Source organism: Paenibacillus sonchi, assembly GCF_016772475.1.
In the GTDB taxonomy this organism is placed as follows: domain Bacteria; phylum Bacillota; class Bacilli; order Paenibacillales; family Paenibacillaceae; genus Paenibacillus_AQ; species Paenibacillus_AQ sonchi.
The window spans coordinates 1,362,413-1,377,871 of the sequence record NZ_CP068595.1 but is presented as its reverse complement, the minus strand read 5'-3'; the positions used below and the strand labels follow the sequence as shown (position 1 = coordinate 1,377,871).

Annotated in this window: 16 protein-coding genes and 2 pseudogenes; all 18 read left to right on the top strand. The window is 51.4% G+C overall.

From position 1 onward, the window contains the following. The first annotated feature begins 163 nt into the window (after positions 1 to 163). The 18 genes and pseudogenes from JI735_RS06385 (at position 164) to JI735_RS06300 (ending at position 15,456) form a co-directional block, all read left to right on the top strand. Positions 164 to 418, top strand: a complete 255-nt coding sequence (locus tag JI735_RS06385; RefSeq protein WP_039832270.1) for an AtpZ/AtpI family protein — start codon at positions 164 to 166, stop codon at positions 416 to 418. After that, positions 411 to 788 carry an ATP synthase subunit I gene (locus JI735_RS06380; protein ID WP_039832269.1) on the top strand — a complete coding sequence of 126 codons (378 nt, stop codon included), beginning with the start codon at positions 411 to 413 and terminating at the stop codon, positions 786 to 788. The genes JI735_RS06385 and JI735_RS06380 overlap by 8 nt, the downstream gene beginning before the upstream one ends. A gap of 30 nt (positions 789 to 818) precedes the next feature. Beyond that, a complete protein-coding gene (gene atpB, locus JI735_RS06375; protein ID WP_039832268.1) occupies positions 819 to 1,655 on the top strand; it encodes a F0F1 ATP synthase subunit A in 837 nt (278 codons plus the stop codon). Between the two features lie 102 nt (positions 1,656 to 1,757). After that, complete coding sequence (gene atpE, locus JI735_RS06370) at positions 1,758 to 1,982, top strand: F0F1 ATP synthase subunit C (RefSeq protein ID WP_025709067.1); 225 nt, start codon at positions 1,758 to 1,760, stop codon at positions 1,980 to 1,982. A 99-nt stretch (positions 1,983 to 2,081) separates the two neighbouring features. Next, positions 2,082 to 2,570: a F0F1 ATP synthase subunit B gene (atpF, locus tag JI735_RS06365; RefSeq protein WP_020426089.1), complete on the top strand. Its 489-nt coding sequence runs from the start codon at positions 2,082 to 2,084 to the stop codon at positions 2,568 to 2,570. Then, positions 2,567 to 3,118 (top strand): F0F1 ATP synthase subunit delta, encoded by a 552-nt coding sequence (locus JI735_RS06360; protein WP_039832267.1) that lies wholly within the window; start codon positions 2,567 to 2,569, stop codon positions 3,116 to 3,118. Before atpF ends, JI735_RS06360 begins: the two co-directional genes overlap by 4 nt. 11 nt (positions 3,119 to 3,129) lie before the next feature. Beyond that, a complete protein-coding gene (atpA, locus tag JI735_RS06355; RefSeq protein ID WP_039832266.1) occupies positions 3,130 to 4,641 on the top strand; it encodes a F0F1 ATP synthase subunit alpha in 1,512 nt (503 codons plus the stop codon). A gap of 194 nt (positions 4,642 to 4,835) precedes the next feature. Next, positions 4,836 to 5,711, top strand: coding sequence for an ATP synthase F1 subunit gamma (atpG, locus tag JI735_RS06350; RefSeq protein WP_039832265.1), 876 nt, complete (start codon positions 4,836 to 4,838; stop codon positions 5,709 to 5,711). A gap of 62 nt (positions 5,712 to 5,773) precedes the next feature. After that, a complete protein-coding gene (atpD, locus tag JI735_RS06345) occupies positions 5,774 to 7,171 on the top strand; it encodes a F0F1 ATP synthase subunit beta (protein WP_020426085.1) in 1,398 nt (465 codons plus the stop codon). A 65-nt stretch (positions 7,172 to 7,236) separates the two neighbouring features. Then, a complete protein-coding gene (locus JI735_RS06340; RefSeq protein ID WP_020426084.1) occupies positions 7,237 to 7,653 on the top strand; it encodes a F0F1 ATP synthase subunit epsilon in 417 nt (138 codons plus the stop codon). Between the two features lie 223 nt (positions 7,654 to 7,876). Next, complete coding sequence (locus JI735_RS06335; protein WP_020426083.1) at positions 7,877 to 8,134, top strand: DUF1146 family protein; 258 nt, start codon at positions 7,877 to 7,879, stop codon at positions 8,132 to 8,134. A 203-nt stretch (positions 8,135 to 8,337) separates the two neighbouring features. Next, on the top strand, positions 8,338 to 9,720 hold the full coding sequence (gene murA, locus JI735_RS06330) for a UDP-N-acetylglucosamine 1-carboxyvinyltransferase (protein ID WP_039832264.1): 1,383 nt from the start codon (positions 8,338 to 8,340) through the stop codon (positions 9,718 to 9,720). 251 nt (positions 9,721 to 9,971) lie between these two features. Beyond that, entirely contained in the window at positions 9,972 to 11,153 is a 1,182-nt protein-coding gene (gene spoIID / locus JI735_RS06325; RefSeq protein ID WP_202677198.1) for a stage II sporulation protein D, read from the top strand. 61 nt (positions 11,154 to 11,214) lie between these two features. Next, positions 11,215 to 11,958: a M23 family metallopeptidase gene (locus JI735_RS06320; protein WP_039832711.1), complete on the top strand. Its 744-nt coding sequence runs from the start codon at positions 11,215 to 11,217 to the stop codon at positions 11,956 to 11,958. Positions 11,959 to 12,146: 188 nt separating this feature from the next. Continuing rightward, positions 12,147 to 12,433 (top strand): annotated as a pseudogene (gene spoIIID / locus JI735_RS06315) (sporulation transcriptional regulator SpoIIID). A gap of 266 nt (positions 12,434 to 12,699) precedes the next feature. Continuing rightward, positions 12,700 to 13,697: pseudogene (gene mreB, locus JI735_RS06310) on the top strand (rod shape-determining protein MreB). Between the two features lie 50 nt (positions 13,698 to 13,747). Further along, positions 13,748 to 14,623, top strand: coding sequence for a flagellar hook-basal body protein (locus JI735_RS06305; RefSeq protein WP_039832710.1), 876 nt, complete (start codon positions 13,748 to 13,750; stop codon positions 14,621 to 14,623). Positions 14,624 to 14,640: 17 nt separating this feature from the next. Beyond that, positions 14,641 to 15,456, top strand: coding sequence for a flagellar hook-basal body protein (locus JI735_RS06300; RefSeq protein WP_039832709.1), 816 nt, complete (start codon positions 14,641 to 14,643; stop codon positions 15,454 to 15,456). The last annotated feature ends 3 nt before the right edge of the window (positions 15,457 to 15,459 follow it).

Sequence of the window (15,459 nt, the reverse complement as noted above, 5' to 3'; positions counted from 1 at the left end):
CACCAAAATCAACATACAGTAAAACTGTACGGTTTATATGGTTTTGGAATCTTATGCTGTGATTATTTTCATACTTTCATCCGAAAAAGCCATGATTTGCGCTGGATTGACAAACTCTTGTAACATTCAGTAAAATGAATGGGACTTCTAAGGATGTGTTGAAATGAAGGGGCCTAATAAGCCTGCAGAACCGCATAAACAGACGGGTCACGCGCTCAAAGCCGTGAGTCTTGTCAGCGCTGTCGGGGTTAATTTGGCCGCCTTTACATTAGGCGGTTATTTCTTGGGAGCATGGCTGGATGATCAATGGAACAGCTCCGGACTCGGGGTGGCACTCGGTGTCATCATAGGTGTGTTGTGCGGGATCGCAGGTGTCATCTTCATTATTAAAGCTGTCATGGAGGAAAGTGATGGATGATCTGTCTCGATACCGCAAGGTATTGGCATTGGCAACACTTTGCTTCGTGGTTCTATGCGTTCTGGCTGCGGTCGTATTCCCGGATTTCCGGAGTATAGCCTTTGGCATGGCGCTTGGCGGAGCTATTGGATGCATTAATGTGACCTACCTGGGCTACAAAGTCCGGCAAGTGGCAGATACCATGGCGGGTGAAGGCAAGAGGCGTGTAAGCCTGGGGTATCTGACTCGTGCTGCGCTTAGTCTCTTGGGAGTAATGGTAGCCTTTAAAACACCGCAGGTTTTTAATATGATTGCGGTGGCTGGCAGTTTGCTCTTGGCTCCAATTCTTCTTATTATAATAGGAATTGGGTTTTCGCGTAGAGAAAGTTAAAGGCTACAATGGAGAAAGGGGTGAGAAAAAATGCATAAATCACCAATTATTATGCTGGGCGGTTTACATATCGACCTTTCAATCGTGCTGATGCTATTAGTGACCTGTACCATTGTTTTTGTGCTCGCGCTTTTGGCAACGCGTAACTTATCGGTCGAGAATCCCGGCAAACTGCAAAACTTCCTGGAATGGGCAATTGAATTCGTTCAAGGCCTGATTTCAAGTACCATGGATCTCAAAAAAGGCAAACCGTTCCTTTCTCTCGGTATGGCGCTGATCATGTTTTTGTTTGTCGGCAACCTCCTCGGGCTTCCGTTAGGGATTGTCACGGATTATCACGATGCAGAGCATGCCAAGGTGTTCGGGAAGGAAATCGTTTCGGTAACCAAAGAACTGGACAAACTGCATGCTGAAGCGGGAACGGTAAATACCGGCTCTCACGAAGAGGCTGAGGTAGGAGTAGCGTGGTGGAAATCTCCAACAGCAGACCCTGCGGTAGCAATGGGACTTGCAGTTATGATTTTCCTGATGACCCATTTCGTGGGTATGACGCGCAACACCAAAAACTATTTCAAACACTATTTTGAACCTTACCCATTCTTCTTCCCGATCAATTTGATTGAGCAGGTATCTAAGCTGCTGACACACGGGATGCGTCTTTTCGGTAATATCTTTGCCGGCGAGGTGCTGATATCCGTTATCCTCAAATTGGCTGCGCTTGGTGTAGGGGGCTGGATCGCTTCTGTACTTGGTCTGATTGTATGGCAAGGATTCAGTATATTCATCGGTACCATCCAGGCTTTTATCTTCGTTATGCTGACCATGGTGTATTTCTCACAAATGCTTGAAACCCATGACGAGCACTAAACGCTGGAAATGTAAGAAACAAGATTTATGCCAAGGCGGAAATACATTTCGAGTCTGGCTGATAATACACACTAAAACATATCTTTGAGGAGGATTTACACAATGGGAGTTATGGCTTATTTGGCAGCTGCAATTGCAGTAGGTTTGGGAGCGCTTGGCGCCGGTATTGGTAACGGTCTGATTGTAAGTAAAACAGTTGAAGGTATCGCACGCCAGCCGGAAGCTAAATCCACACTGCAAACTACAATGTTCATCGGGGTCGCTCTGGTAGAAGCCCTGCCGATCATCGGTGTAGTACTTGCGTTCATGTTCTATGTTGGAGCCTAATTAATTACACATGTTTGGCGGGGAAGGCCACAGCCCTCCGCGCCTTCTTTTTAGAAAAGACCTAAGATATGAACGTGCAACAGAAAGGAGTGTCTAACATTGTCTTTTGTATGGGAATCTTCCGTGCTGGCAATTATTGCCTTCGGGATTTTATACTTTTTGCTGAACAAGTACGCTTTCGGACCGTTGTTCTCTGTTATGGAGAAACGCCGCGAACTCGTACTGCAGCAGATGAATGAAGCTGCTCAGACCCGCGAACAGGCAGTTTCTTATGTTGAAGAGCAGAAACAGGCGCTTCAAACTGCCCGCAAAGAAGCCCTTGAGATTATTGAACAGTCCAGACAAACCAGCAGCAAGCAAACCGAACAGCTGATTGATCAGGCTAAGGTCGAGGCTTCACGCATTAAAGAAGAGGCAGTCCGCGATATCCAGAACGAGAAGAACAAAGCGGTTGAAGAACTGCGCGGCGAGCTTGGAGCGGCATCGGTCAAGATTGCGTCCAAATTGCTGCAGAAGGAAGTCAGCTCCGATCCTGAGCAGGAAGCGCTTGTTGACCAGTACCTCAAAGAGGTTGGAGGCCGGTCATGAGTCAGGATACGATAGTCGCCAAAAGATATGCGAAGGCATTGTTCGAGGTTGCTTTTGAAGAACGGCAGATCATGGAAGTTGAAGAGGATCTGAAAAGCCTGGTTGCTGCGCTGAATTCGGATGCAGAGCTGCAGAGATTTATCAGCTCTCCGCGGATTACCGGTGAAAACAAGCTTGCCGTACTGAAAAAAGCGTTGGAAGGCAAGCTGTCGGGGGCGGTTATCAACACTCTGGAAATCCTGATGAAGCGCGGCAGAATGGATATTCTTCCGGATCTGCTGGACAGCTATATCAAGATTGAAGGGGATAGTCTTGGTCTGGCAGATGCGACCGTCTATTCAACCTATTCGCTCAGCAGCAGCGAGCAAACGCAGGTTGCCGAAGAATTCGGCCGTTTGTCAGGCCGGAATATCCGTATCACAAATGTGGTTGATAAGAGCCTGCTTGGCGGACTTAAGGTCATAATTGGCGATACGCTCTATGACGGCAGCCTGTCCGGCAAACTTACGCGTCTTGAGAAATCTTTTAATGATAAGCATAGAAGATAGGGGTGAGGATATTGAGCATTAGACCTGAAGAGATCAGCAGTTTGATCAAAAGTCAAATTGAGCAATATAAAGCCGATATCGAAGTGGCCGAAATCGGCACCGTCATTCAAGTCGGCGACGGTATCGCCCGTGTCTACGGTCTGGAAAACGCGATGGCAGGGGAACTGCTGGAGTTCTCCAACGGAGTAGTGGGCATGGCGCTCAACCTGGAAGAAAGCAACGTCGGTGTTGTTATCCTGGGTGAGTACACGGAGATTCGTGAAGGCGATCAAGTAAAACGTACAGGACAGATTATGCAGGTTCCCGTGGGTGAAGCTATGCTCGGCCGCGTAGTGAACGCGCTGGGTCAGCCGCTGGACGGCAAAGGCCCGATTGCAACAACTGAATTCCGTCCGGTAGAAAATAATGCACCGGGTGTTATCGACCGTAAATCGGTGCATGAACCGATGCAGACAGGTCTTAAAGCCATCGACGCGATGGTGCCAATCGGCCGCGGACAACGCGAGCTGATCATCGGTGACCGTCAAACCGGTAAAACAGCTATCGCGATTGATGCGATTATCAACCAAAAAGGCAATGGCATGAAGTGTATCTATGTTGCCATCGGCCAAAAGCAGTCCACAGTAGCACAGGTTGTTGAAACCCTTCGCCGCCATGGCGCGCTGGAATATACAATCGTTGTAACCGCTTCGGCCTCCGAGCCGTCCCCGCTGCTGTATATTGCTCCATACGCAGGCTGCGCAATGGGCGAATACTTCATGTACAAAGGCGAACACGTCCTTGTCATCTACGATGACCTTTCGAAGCAGGCTTCCGCTTACCGCGAATTGTCCCTGCTGCTCCGCCGTCCACCGGGCCGTGAAGCATTCCCTGGTGACGTATTCTATCTGCACTCCCGTCTGCTGGAACGTGCAGCTAAGCTTAGCGATGCGCTTGGTGGTGGTTCATTAACCGCGCTGCCGTTCATCGAAACACAGGCTTCTGACGTATCGGCTTACATTCCTACGAACGTAATCTCGATTACGGACGGTCAAATCTTCCTGGAATCCGACCTGTTCAACTCCGGTCAACGTCCGGCGATCAACGTGGGTATCTCTGTATCCCGTGTCGGCGGTTCGGCGCAGATCAAAGCGATGAAGAAGGTTGCCGGCTCACTCCGTCTGGATTTGGCCCAATACCGCGAGCTTCAGGCATTCTCCCAGTTCGGTTCCGATCTGGATAAGTCTACACAAGCCCGTCTGAACCGTGGTGCGCGTATGATGGAGATCCTGAAACAGGGCGTGAACCAGCCGCTATCGGTTGAGCATCAGGTAATCAGCTTGTATACAGCTGTCAAAGGCCACTTGGACGATATTCCTGTCAAAGACGTAAAACGGTTTGAGAAGGAATTCCTGGCTTATATGGACAGCAATGCTGCAGCAGTTGCCAAGTCTATCACCGATACCAAGGATTTGACTGCTGATAACGAAGCTGCTCTTAAGGAAGCTATTGAGAAGTTCAAAAGAGGCTTCGCAACTAGCTAAGCCCTGCGGCAACTCTACTACTGCTTTAAAGCGAGCTTTGGCCTAGCCAAAGCTCTGGAATATGCTTACGAAGTTAGCTTTATCATCGTCAAAGCTCAGATTATGCTTACGAAGTTAGCTTTATTATTGTCAAAGCTCAGATTATGCTTACGAAGTTAGCTTTGACTTCGTCAAAGCTCTAAGGTGGTGAAATCATGGCAAGAAGCATGCGTGATATTAAACGTCAAATCAAGAGCGTTCAGAACACCAGACAGATCACTAAAGCCATGGAGATGGTTGCCGCCTCCAAGCTGCGCAAAGCCCAGGAGAAGGCAGAAGCGGCCCGTCCGTATTCAGAGAAGCTGAAAGAGGTCGTAGCCAGCATTGCTGCCGGTTCTCAGGATGCTACGCATCCGATGCTGGTCAGCCGTCCCGTGAAGAAAACCGCATATCTGATTGTAACCTCCGACAGAGGTCTCGCAGGCGGATACAACGCTAATATTCTCCGTAAAGTGACAATGCTGCTCGCTGAGCGCCATAAGTCCAAGGACGAATATGCGCTGTTCGTTATCGGCCGCAAAGGCCGTGACTTTCTGCGCCGCCGTGAATATCCGATTGTGGAGGAAGTTACTGAGCTCTCCGATACACCGAAGTTTGCAGACATCAAGTCGATTGCCTACTCGGCGGTACAGCAGTTCGAAACAGGCGTCTACGACGAACTGTATCTCTGCTATAACCGTTTCGTGAATGCAATCAGCCAAGTGCCTACGGTAGACCGCTTGCTGCCTATGGAACCTATGGAGAATCAGGAGAAAAAGGCAGAAGGCTTGCATGCAACGTACGAATATGAGCCTTCAGCAGAAGGTGTACTTGAAGTGCTGCTTCCCAAGTACGCAGAAACACTGATTTACAGCGCTATTCTGGATGGCAAGGCCAGTGAGCTGGGTGCGAAAATGACAGCGATGGGCAGTGCAACGAAGAACGCGTCCAAAATGATCGGGAACCTTACCCTTACGTATAACCGTGCCCGTCAGGCGGCCATTACGCAGGAAATTACCGAGATCGTGGCCGGAGCGAACGCGCAGTCTTAGGATATAAGCGAAGCCATGTCTTCGGCTTTAATGCAACAGCTTTCGAGGAGGGAAATATTAAGATGAACAAAGGACGCGTTGTAAGCATTATGGGTCCGGTTGTCGATATTGAATTTGAACGCGGCCAGTTGCCCGAGATTTTCAACGCTATCAAGATTGTAACCAGCCTGGCAAACGGCAGCACCAGTGAGCTTACCCTGGAGGTTTCCAATCACCTGGGTGACAATCTGGTGCGTTGTATCGCCATGTCTTCCACAGACGGTCTGGTTCGCGGCTTGGAAGCACTTGACCAGGGCGGGCCGATCTCGGTTCCGGTTGGCGATGCAACTCTTGGACGTGTATTCAACGTGCTGGGCAATCCGATTGATAACGGTGCTGAAGTTGTTGCGGACAGAAACCCGATTCACCGCCTGGCTCCGACATTTGATGAATTGTCGACACAAGCGGAGATTCTGGAAACCGGGATCAAGGTTATCGACCTTCTCGCCCCATACGCCAAAGGCGGTAAAATCGGCCTTTTCGGCGGCGCCGGTGTAGGTAAAACCGTAACGATTCAGGAACTGATCAACAACATCGCACAGGAACATGGCGGGATCTCCGTATTCGCAGGCGTTGGCGAACGGACCCGTGAAGGTAATGACCTCTATCATGAAATGACCGATTCCGGCGTTATCAAGAAAACGGCCATGGTATTTGGACAAATGAATGAGCCGCCGGGCGCACGCCTTCGTGTAGCCCTGACCGGACTGACCATGGCGGAGTATTTCCGCGATGTGGAAGGCCGCGACACGCTGCTCTTTATCGATAACATATTCCGCTTTACCCAAGCGGGTTCCGAAGTATCCGCACTGCTTGGCCGCATGCCTTCTGCCGTAGGTTACCAGCCTACACTGGCAACCGAAATGGGCCAGCTGCAAGAGCGTATCACTTCCACCAAAAAAGGTTCGGTTACCTCGATCCAGGCTATTTACGTGCCGGCGGATGACTACACTGACCCTGCTCCGGCAACGGCATTTGCCCACTTGGATGCAACTACCAACCTGGAGCGTAAAATCTCCGAAAAAGGTATCTTCCCTGCCGTTGACCCGCTGGCTTCCAGCTCACGTATCCTCGCTCCGGAAATTGTCGGTGAAGAGCACTACAACGTGGCACAGGGCGTTAAGCAGCTGCTGCAGCGTTATACCGAGCTTCAGGACATTATTGCCATCCTGGGTATGGATGAGCTCAGTGAAGAAGATAAGGTCATTGTAGCCCGTGCCCGTAAGGTTGAACGTTTCCTGTCGCAGCCTTTCCACGTGGCCGAACAATTCACCGGCTTCAAGGGCAAATACGTGCCAATCAAAGAAACCGTGCGCAGCTTCAAAGAGATTCTGGAAGGCAAGCATGATGATCTTCCGGAAGCAGCGTTCCTGTTTGTCGGAACGATCGAAGAAGCGGTTGAAAAAGCAAAATCGATGTAACCCTGAACTATGGATAATGCTTTCGATGCGAGCTTTATTTCGTAAAGCTCTGAGGAGGAATGAAAGTGAATACCTTTCTGTTGGAAATTGTCACGCCGGAGCATCTCGTTTACTCCAAGCAGGTTAACAGCCTGACGGTAAAGGGAGCCGATGGCGATCTGGGTATTTTGCCGGGACACATTCCGCTTGTGACTCCACTTCAGGTTGCTCCGATGTTCATTAAAGCGGATGGTGCTACAGTCACTATCGCTGTTCATGGCGGGTTCGTGGAAGTGCATAAAGACAAGGTGACAGTCTTGGCCGAAAGTGCCGAGCTGCCTACGGAAATCGATGTTGAACGCGCCGAAGCGGCGAAGGAACGGGCACAGCGCCGCCTTCAGTCCCGCAGCAAACAGGATGAAATTGACCACCGCCGAGCGGAGCTGGCGCTTCAGCGCGCCGTTACACGGATCAAAGTGTCCACCGGAAAAGGACAACAATAATAGCTGTACGGTCAAGCCTGGGGCTTGGCCGTTTTTTTCAGATATAAGGATAAAGGAAGGAACAGGGGTTCCATTTCTGCTTGAAAAAGTAAATAATACGCTAACATCCATCCTCACATGGTCTGAAATGTTTAAAAGTTTGTAAAAGTACTGGATTCTTTTCCCCTGCGCAAGTATGATATAAGAGTCGATTTCCGAGTAACTTAATACACGGGGGGCTAACATGGATTCAAGATTCTATGATGAGTTGTCAAGCTCGATCGGCACCAGCGGTTTAGTTTCAATGATCGTCTCTTTATTTTGTGTTGCAATATCTTGGTGGGCACTTCAGAACCTTAAGCTCGATCTGGTCATAAGATATCCCAAGAGCCCTCAGGGAAGACTGCTGCATCTGTTGCTGGCGATTGTACTAGGCCACTTCGTGGCGGGGTTCCTGCTGGATTATCTGGGCTGGAGCGGGCAGATCCGCAACATGTTTTAAGAAAGTCCGCTTTGGTTATATCAGTCTTAGGCCCTAAGCGGTAAAAAACGTGTCGAATAATACGGTTTTATTATGTCAACACTGATGTTTAAGGAGCGTGCCCGCACCTCGGGCGCAGGTCAGGCAATGTTAGAAATGCATTATACCCTGAGCATTAATATCAGAAATAATTTCAGAAATAATGGACGCGGAGGGAAACCGTAATGAGCAAATTTATCGTCCGCGGTGGCAACAGATTGACCGGGAGCGTGAAAGTTAGCGGCGCAAAAAATTCCGTACTACCGATCATAGCCGCCTCTCTATTGGCAGAAGAAGGAGTCAGCGTCATTGTGGACGCACCTCCGCTAGACGATGTAATGACCATCAGCAAAGTGCTGGAATCTCTGGGTGCGGGTGTTACATACCAGAACGATGTGATTGAGGTTGATGCCAGAAACATTACTTCCTATGAGGCACCATATGAATGGGTGCGTAAAATGCGGGCTTCTTTTTTGGTGATGGGCCCTCTTCTGTCCCGACTGGGTCATACGCGCATTTCTTTACCTGGCGGCTGCGCCATCGGAACAAGACCGATTGACCAGCATCTGAAGGGGTTTGAAGCGCTTGGCGCCGAAATTAGCCTGGGTCAGGGATACATTGAAGCGAAATCAAACGGACGGCTGCGTGGAGCCAAGGTATATCTGGATGTGGCCAGCGTAGGCGCGACCGAAAACATAATGATGGCGGCAGCACTCGCCGAAGGCGTAACAGTCATTGAGAATGCGGCAAAAGAACCGGAAATTGTCGACCTGGCCAATTACCTGAATGGTATGGGCGGGGTCGTGCGCGGCGCAGGGACCGGAGTGATACGCATTGAAGGCGTGGAACGCCTGCATGGCGTGAAGCACCATGTCATCCCGGACCGGATTGAAGCAGGCACCTATATGGCGGCTGCGGCGATAACAGGCGGGGATGTCTATGTGGAAGGCGCGATTGCGGACCACCTCGGCCCGGTTATCGCCAAGATGGAAGAAATGGGTGTTACGATTATTCCGGATGAGAATGGTGTCCGTGTAATAAGCGACAAACCGCTCAAGGCGGTGGATTTGAAGACATTGCCTTATCCGGGCTTCCCTACAGACATGCAATCCCAGATGATGGCGTTATTGCTTCGTTCTGAAGGAACCAGCGTAGTAACGGAGACGGTATTTGAGAACCGTTTCATGCATGTGGATGAATTCCACAATATGAATGCGGAGATCAAGATTGAAGGCCGTTCCGCTATCGTAACCGGCAATGCTGCACTGGTTGGCGCCAAAGTATGCGCAACAGATCTGCGTGCAGGCGCAGCGCTGATTTTGGCAGGCCTTGTTGCTGAAGGCACGACAGAAGTCAGCGGGACCCATCATATTGACCGCGGATACGTGAACTTGGCGGAGAAGCTGTCGGGACTTGGTGCGGACATATGGCGGATTTCCATGGAAGAATCCGGTGCAGCTGCTCCGGCAGTGAAGGAAGAGGTTCTGAAACCGGAAACCGCCCGCAGCGAATCTTTCAAAAGCGAAGAGGTTAAGCCCCGCTTTCAGGTTCAGCCCACCTGGGTCTAACAACAAAACACTAGGAACGGTCTTGCCGCTGCTGCGGTAAGGCCTTTTTAGCTTGTTCAGGTCATTTCGAACGGTGCTCTGAGCACCCCGGCGAATTCAGGTGGAACGCGGCTGCGTATTCCGATTCAATAAAACTCCTGTCGGCCGGATAAATAAAAGCGGACTCTCTTTCTCTCAGATTGGCGTTCTAGCAGTTGCCCGAAATTCATATCTATAAGAATCAACGGTGACTGAGGGAAGGAGACATAGAGATGAAAGATTTCCGCTACCTGCTGCGGCACAGAATAAAACAGCTGCGGCGCAGAATAGAACGGCCGCGCCGCTTCTCGTCCGTGCGGCGCGCGAAGCCCCGGATCAGGCGGCTCGCCCCCGCCGCCTGGCTTGCAGCGCCCCTGCTGGCGGGGCTGCTGCTGCCGCTGGCGGTTGTCCCGCTGCGCGGGGGACAACCGGCGCCACCGGCCGTGCCGCAGGCCACGGCCTCCCCGGCGCCGCCGGCACCGGCTGCGAAGGAAGCCCCGCAGCCGAAGGTCTCCGTCTATTTGTCGCACAGCGGACAAATTGAGACATTGCCGCTGGAGGAATACGTCAGCGGGGTGGTTGCGGCCGAGATGCCGCCGGGCTTTGAGCTGGAAGCGCTCAAAGCGCAAGCCGTCGCGGCGCGCACCTTCATTGTGCGCCGCCTGCAGGCCGGCGACCACAGCGGCGTGCCCGTTCCGGGCGCGGATGTGACGGATACGGTAAGCCATCAGGCTTACGTCTCCAAGGCTGCGCTGGAACGGAAGTGGACGCGCGGCGGCAGGAGCGCCGAGCTGGCCAAGATCCGCCGCGCGGTCCTGGAGACGCGCGGGGTGGTTATGACTTACCAGGGACAGCCGATCACGGCATCCTTCTTCGCCTCCAGCGGAGGCTATACCGAAAATTCGGAGGATTACTGGAATGCGGCTGTACCTTACCTGCGCAGTGTGGCAAGTCCATGGGATCAGGACATTACGCCGAATCTCGCAGTGACATATACATTCTCAAATGCTGAGCTGATACAGAAGCTGGGGATTGCTGCCGCAGCACTTCCGGCTTCCAGAGATCTTGCAGCTTCTGGACCAGCGAAGCCCGTTTCCTCATCATCGGCCTCTGGGCTGCCTGCAGAAGTATTGTCCCTGACAGCCGGACACCGGGTGCAGAAAATATCGATCGGCGGTACGGTGTTCACCGGAAGGGAGGTGCGCGAGAAGCTGGGGCTGCGTTCCAGCCAGTTCACCTGGAAGCGGAAGGAGAACAAGGTTCTGATTACAACCTATGGAAACGGCCATGGGGTCGGCATGAGCCAGTGGGGGGCGAACGGCATGGCCAGGCAGGGGAGCACTGCTACGCAAATTCTCAAACACTATTACAGCGGCATCTCTTTTAACCAAGTCTCAACTCTCCTGAAAAAATAACTTGCAAGATACGTATAAAAGCGAAGCGCCCGGTAACACTGGTTACTGAGGTGATAAACATATGAATGAACAAGACAAAAACAAGACAAACCATGATGAATCTCTCAAAAACAAGCAGGGAGATTCAGGCGCCAAGCCTTCTTCATGGAACAGAATGTTATCAAAACGCTGGGTATTCCCGGCAGTCTACACGGCGGCAGCGGCAATTATACTAACCTTGGTGTGGGTCTATCAGGACGCAGGCCAGAAGCCGCTGAAATCGGACACCGCAGCTGTCGTTTCCCAGGAAGCCGCAGGTACAGGGACTGAAGCAGGATCAGCCAAAGATGACCCGGCAGCACTCGAAGTGGTTGCTTCGGCCGAAAGCATGGTCTGGCCGGTAGCCAGTCCGGCTGATGTAGAAGTGGTTAAGCCATTCTACGACGAGAATGGAACTGAAGAGAATCATGTGGCCGCCATGGTGCAGTATAATGACACCTTCGTGCCTAACGCAGGTATCGACATTGCCCGTGAAGACAATCAGCCTTTTGATGTCAAAGCAGCACTCAGTGGTGAAGTTACGCGGGTTGAAGATGTTCCGGTATTCGGTAAGGTTGTCGAGATCACAAGCGCAGGCAATGTGAAGACCGTCTATCAAAGCCTCGGTGACACCAAGGTGAAGCAGGGCGATGAAGTGAAGCAAGGGGACATGCTGGCAACCGCTGGCCGCAGTGAAATCGAGAAGAATCTTGGCAACCATGTGCACTTCGAAGTGTACGAGGATGGCAAGCTGGTCAACCCTTCCGATTTGCTGCCTCAGCGGTAAGCCGGGGAATGGAGCAGGAGGCTGCCGAGCCTCCTGCTTTTCGCTCATTCCATCGTCCGTATGGGCATTTTTAGGTTGTCCAGGAAATAAAATGAGCCTTCAGAAGCTTGTCACGTCCTGAAAGCGCGAATATATAGGCCCGCCTCTCATATAATGTACCAAACTATCCACAGTTGGGAGGCGGGAGCGTGCACGATTACATCAAGGAACGGACGATTAAAATCGGACGCTGCATCGTGGAAACCAGGCATACGGTCCGGACCATAGCCAAGGAATTTGGCGTTTCGAAGAGCACGGTGCATAAAGATTTAACGGAGCGGTTGCCCGAGATCAACCCTGATCTGGCCGATCAGGTGAAGCACATTCTCGAATATCACAAATCCATTCGTCATCTTCGGGGGGAGAAGCCACAAAAATTAAATATAAAAAAACAACAGGAAAAAAACGCGAGGTTGCCGTAGCCTCAAAGCCATAAGATTGTCGGAATTTAAGCAATAATTCAGGTTTATTTTATTGTATCAATCCCCTAAAGTATGGTATTTTTAAATTTGGGACTAACTAACTATTACGCTCATTTATGAGGTAACGGCTGCGCCGTCATCAAAGAAGTATATGCTTCCGATGCAGCGCTACTACGTACCGCTTTCAGGTATCCGTTCCAGTGAGAAAATAGAAGGTTAAAGTATATGTGAACTTATACTTTCTTTTATTTTAAAATAACACTTTGGGGGCTCTTTCATTATGCTTAGCAAGGATATCGGAATCGATCTCGGCACGGCCAATGTGCTCATACATGTCAAGGGAAGGGGAGTCGTTCTGGATGAACCCTCCGTGGTCACGCTCGAAAGTGATACGAAGAAGGTCCTTGCTGTAGGCGAACAGGCACGCCGGATGGTAGGCCGCACACCGGGAAATATTATGACGATCCGTCCTCTTAGGGATGGTGTCATTGCTGATTTTGCGATTACGGAAATGATGCTGAAATCTTTTATTGACCGCGTAGGCGGCCGTTCCTGGTACGCAAGGCCCCGTATTTTGATCTGCGCCCCCACAAATATTACTTCAGTTGAGCAGAAATCAATTCGGGAAGCAGCCGAACGCAGCGGGGCCAAGGAAGTTTTTATGGAAGAAGAGCCCAAAGCGGCAGCGATAGGCGCGGGTATGGACATTTATCAGCCAAGTGGAAATATGGTCGTCGATATTGGCGGCGGAACGACGGATGTAGCCGTGCTGTCCATGGGCGACGTCGTTACCGCCTCCTCGATCAAAATTGCGGGGACAAGTTCGACGAGGCCATTTTAAAATATATTAAACAGAAGTACAAGCTATTGATCGGCGAGCGTACGGCTGAGGATATTAAGTTGAACATCGGATCGGTTCGTCCGGGCGGCATGAAGTCCGAAATGGATATCCGCGGCCGCGATATGGTAAGTGGGCTTCCCCAGACGCTGACTATTTCTTCGGGTGAGGTAAAAGAAGCGCTGTGGGACCCGGTTTCCTCCATTGTGGCTGCGGCCAAATCGGTGCTGGAGCGCACACCGCCGGAGCTGTCTGCGGACATTATCGACCGGGGTGTTGTATTGACCGGCGGAGGGGCACTGCTTAACGGATTGGACGAGCTGCTCTCTGAGGAGCTGCACGTTCCGGTGTGGGTAGCCGAGGATCCGATGCATTGTGTGGTTAAAGGAACCGGAATAATGCTTGATCATTTGGATAAGAACGTTAAGAAAAAATTCTAGGCTGCCGATAATATAAGTTAACAGCTCAATCAGGAAGGGGATTAACCCTCATGCTTAGAGGATTATATACGGCGGCTGCCGGAATGGTGACGCAGCAGCGCAGACATGATACAGCAACGCAGAACATTGCCAATCTGAATACAACGGGGTATAAGCAGGTGGACAGTGTCAGCCATGCTTTTCCCGAGGTGCTCATTTCTGCAATGAGCGGCGGCACAATAAAGCCTGTAGGCCGAATGAATACAGGGGTATTTGCCGAACAGTCCGTTTCCCAATATCTGCAGGGAGATCTCATTGAAAGCGGCAAGCCGGCGGATTTTGCATTATCCACCGATCTGCAGGTAGCGGACCCGGCGACGGGTGCCAATATTAATTTTGACGGCTCAGGCAAGTATATTACTCCTGATGGCGAGGTCATCTACCGGCCGCAGGCTTTTTTTACGGTTCAGGATAATGACGGTAATCAATTGTATACCCGCAACGGCAGCTTCACAGTAAACGCGGCGGGAGAAGTGCTCAGCGCAGGCGGATTCAAGGTGGTTGACAGCAACGGCAACCCGCTTATCTTGACAGGTTCGCAGGACAATCTTAAAGTAGACGGACAGGGTAACCTGTTGAATCCTGCAACAGGACTTCCTTCAGGAACCCGATTAGGCATCAGTGTGGTCACAAGACCCCAGGAGCTGGTTCGTGACGGTAACGGTGTCTTCCACGCCGACGATGTGGAGAACGCGGATATCCGTTTTGCCAATGGGACGGACAATCTGCAGGTGCGGCAGGGCTATCTGGAAAATTCCAATGTTGATGCAACCAAGGTGACCGTGGATATGAATGCGGCTTACCGGGCGTATGAAGCGAATCAGAAGGTTGTCCAGTTTTATGACAGCAGCTTGCAGAAGGCTGTAAACGAAGTCGGCAGAATCTAGGACAGGAGGAGTAACGTATGAACAACTCAACGATAGGCGCAGCCGTCTCTATGTCCAGTCTCCAGCAGCGTCTGGATATTATAGCCGACAATGTTGCCAATATGAATACCGATGGCTACAAGAGCAAGCAAGGCTCCTTTGAGGATGTGCTGACCCGTGTTCAGCAGCAGTCCAAGGATTATGATCAGCCGGGCCGCAGCACACCGCTCGGTTTTAATATCGGCTTTGGGGTCCGTGTTCCTACGGTGACAACCAACTGGGAGGAAGGCCCCCTCAAGGAGACGGGAAATCCGACAGACTTGGCCATTCAAGGCAACGGGTTGTTTGGCGTCCAGGTGAACGGGGCTACTGCGTATACACGCCAAGGGGATTTTCACTTTGTTCCCGATAGTGCGAACCCGGATAGAATGATGCTGGTGGACAACACAGGGAATCCTGTGCTGAACACGCAAGGCAACCCTTTGACCGTTCCCGCAGACGTAAGTGCCGCCATTGATGAGAACGGACAGGTATGGACGAAAACGGCTGAGAATGCGCCTGCCCGGGTAGCTGGCACCATCATGATCGTGGAGCCCCTCAGCAAGAGTGCGCTGCAGGCGGTGGACGGGAATTTCTTTGTGCTTGCTGACGGAGTCACGGCTCAGCAGGCGTTCAAGGGAGCAGGGGAGCCTTCCACTATAGGCGTCCGGGCCGGATACCTGGAACAATCGAATGTGGATTTAAGCAAGGAAATCGCAGAAATGATGCAAATTCAACGCACTTATCAGCTTGCCGCCCGGGCACTCACCTCAAGTGATCAGATGCTCGGCCTGGCTAATAACATGCGCGGGTAGGTG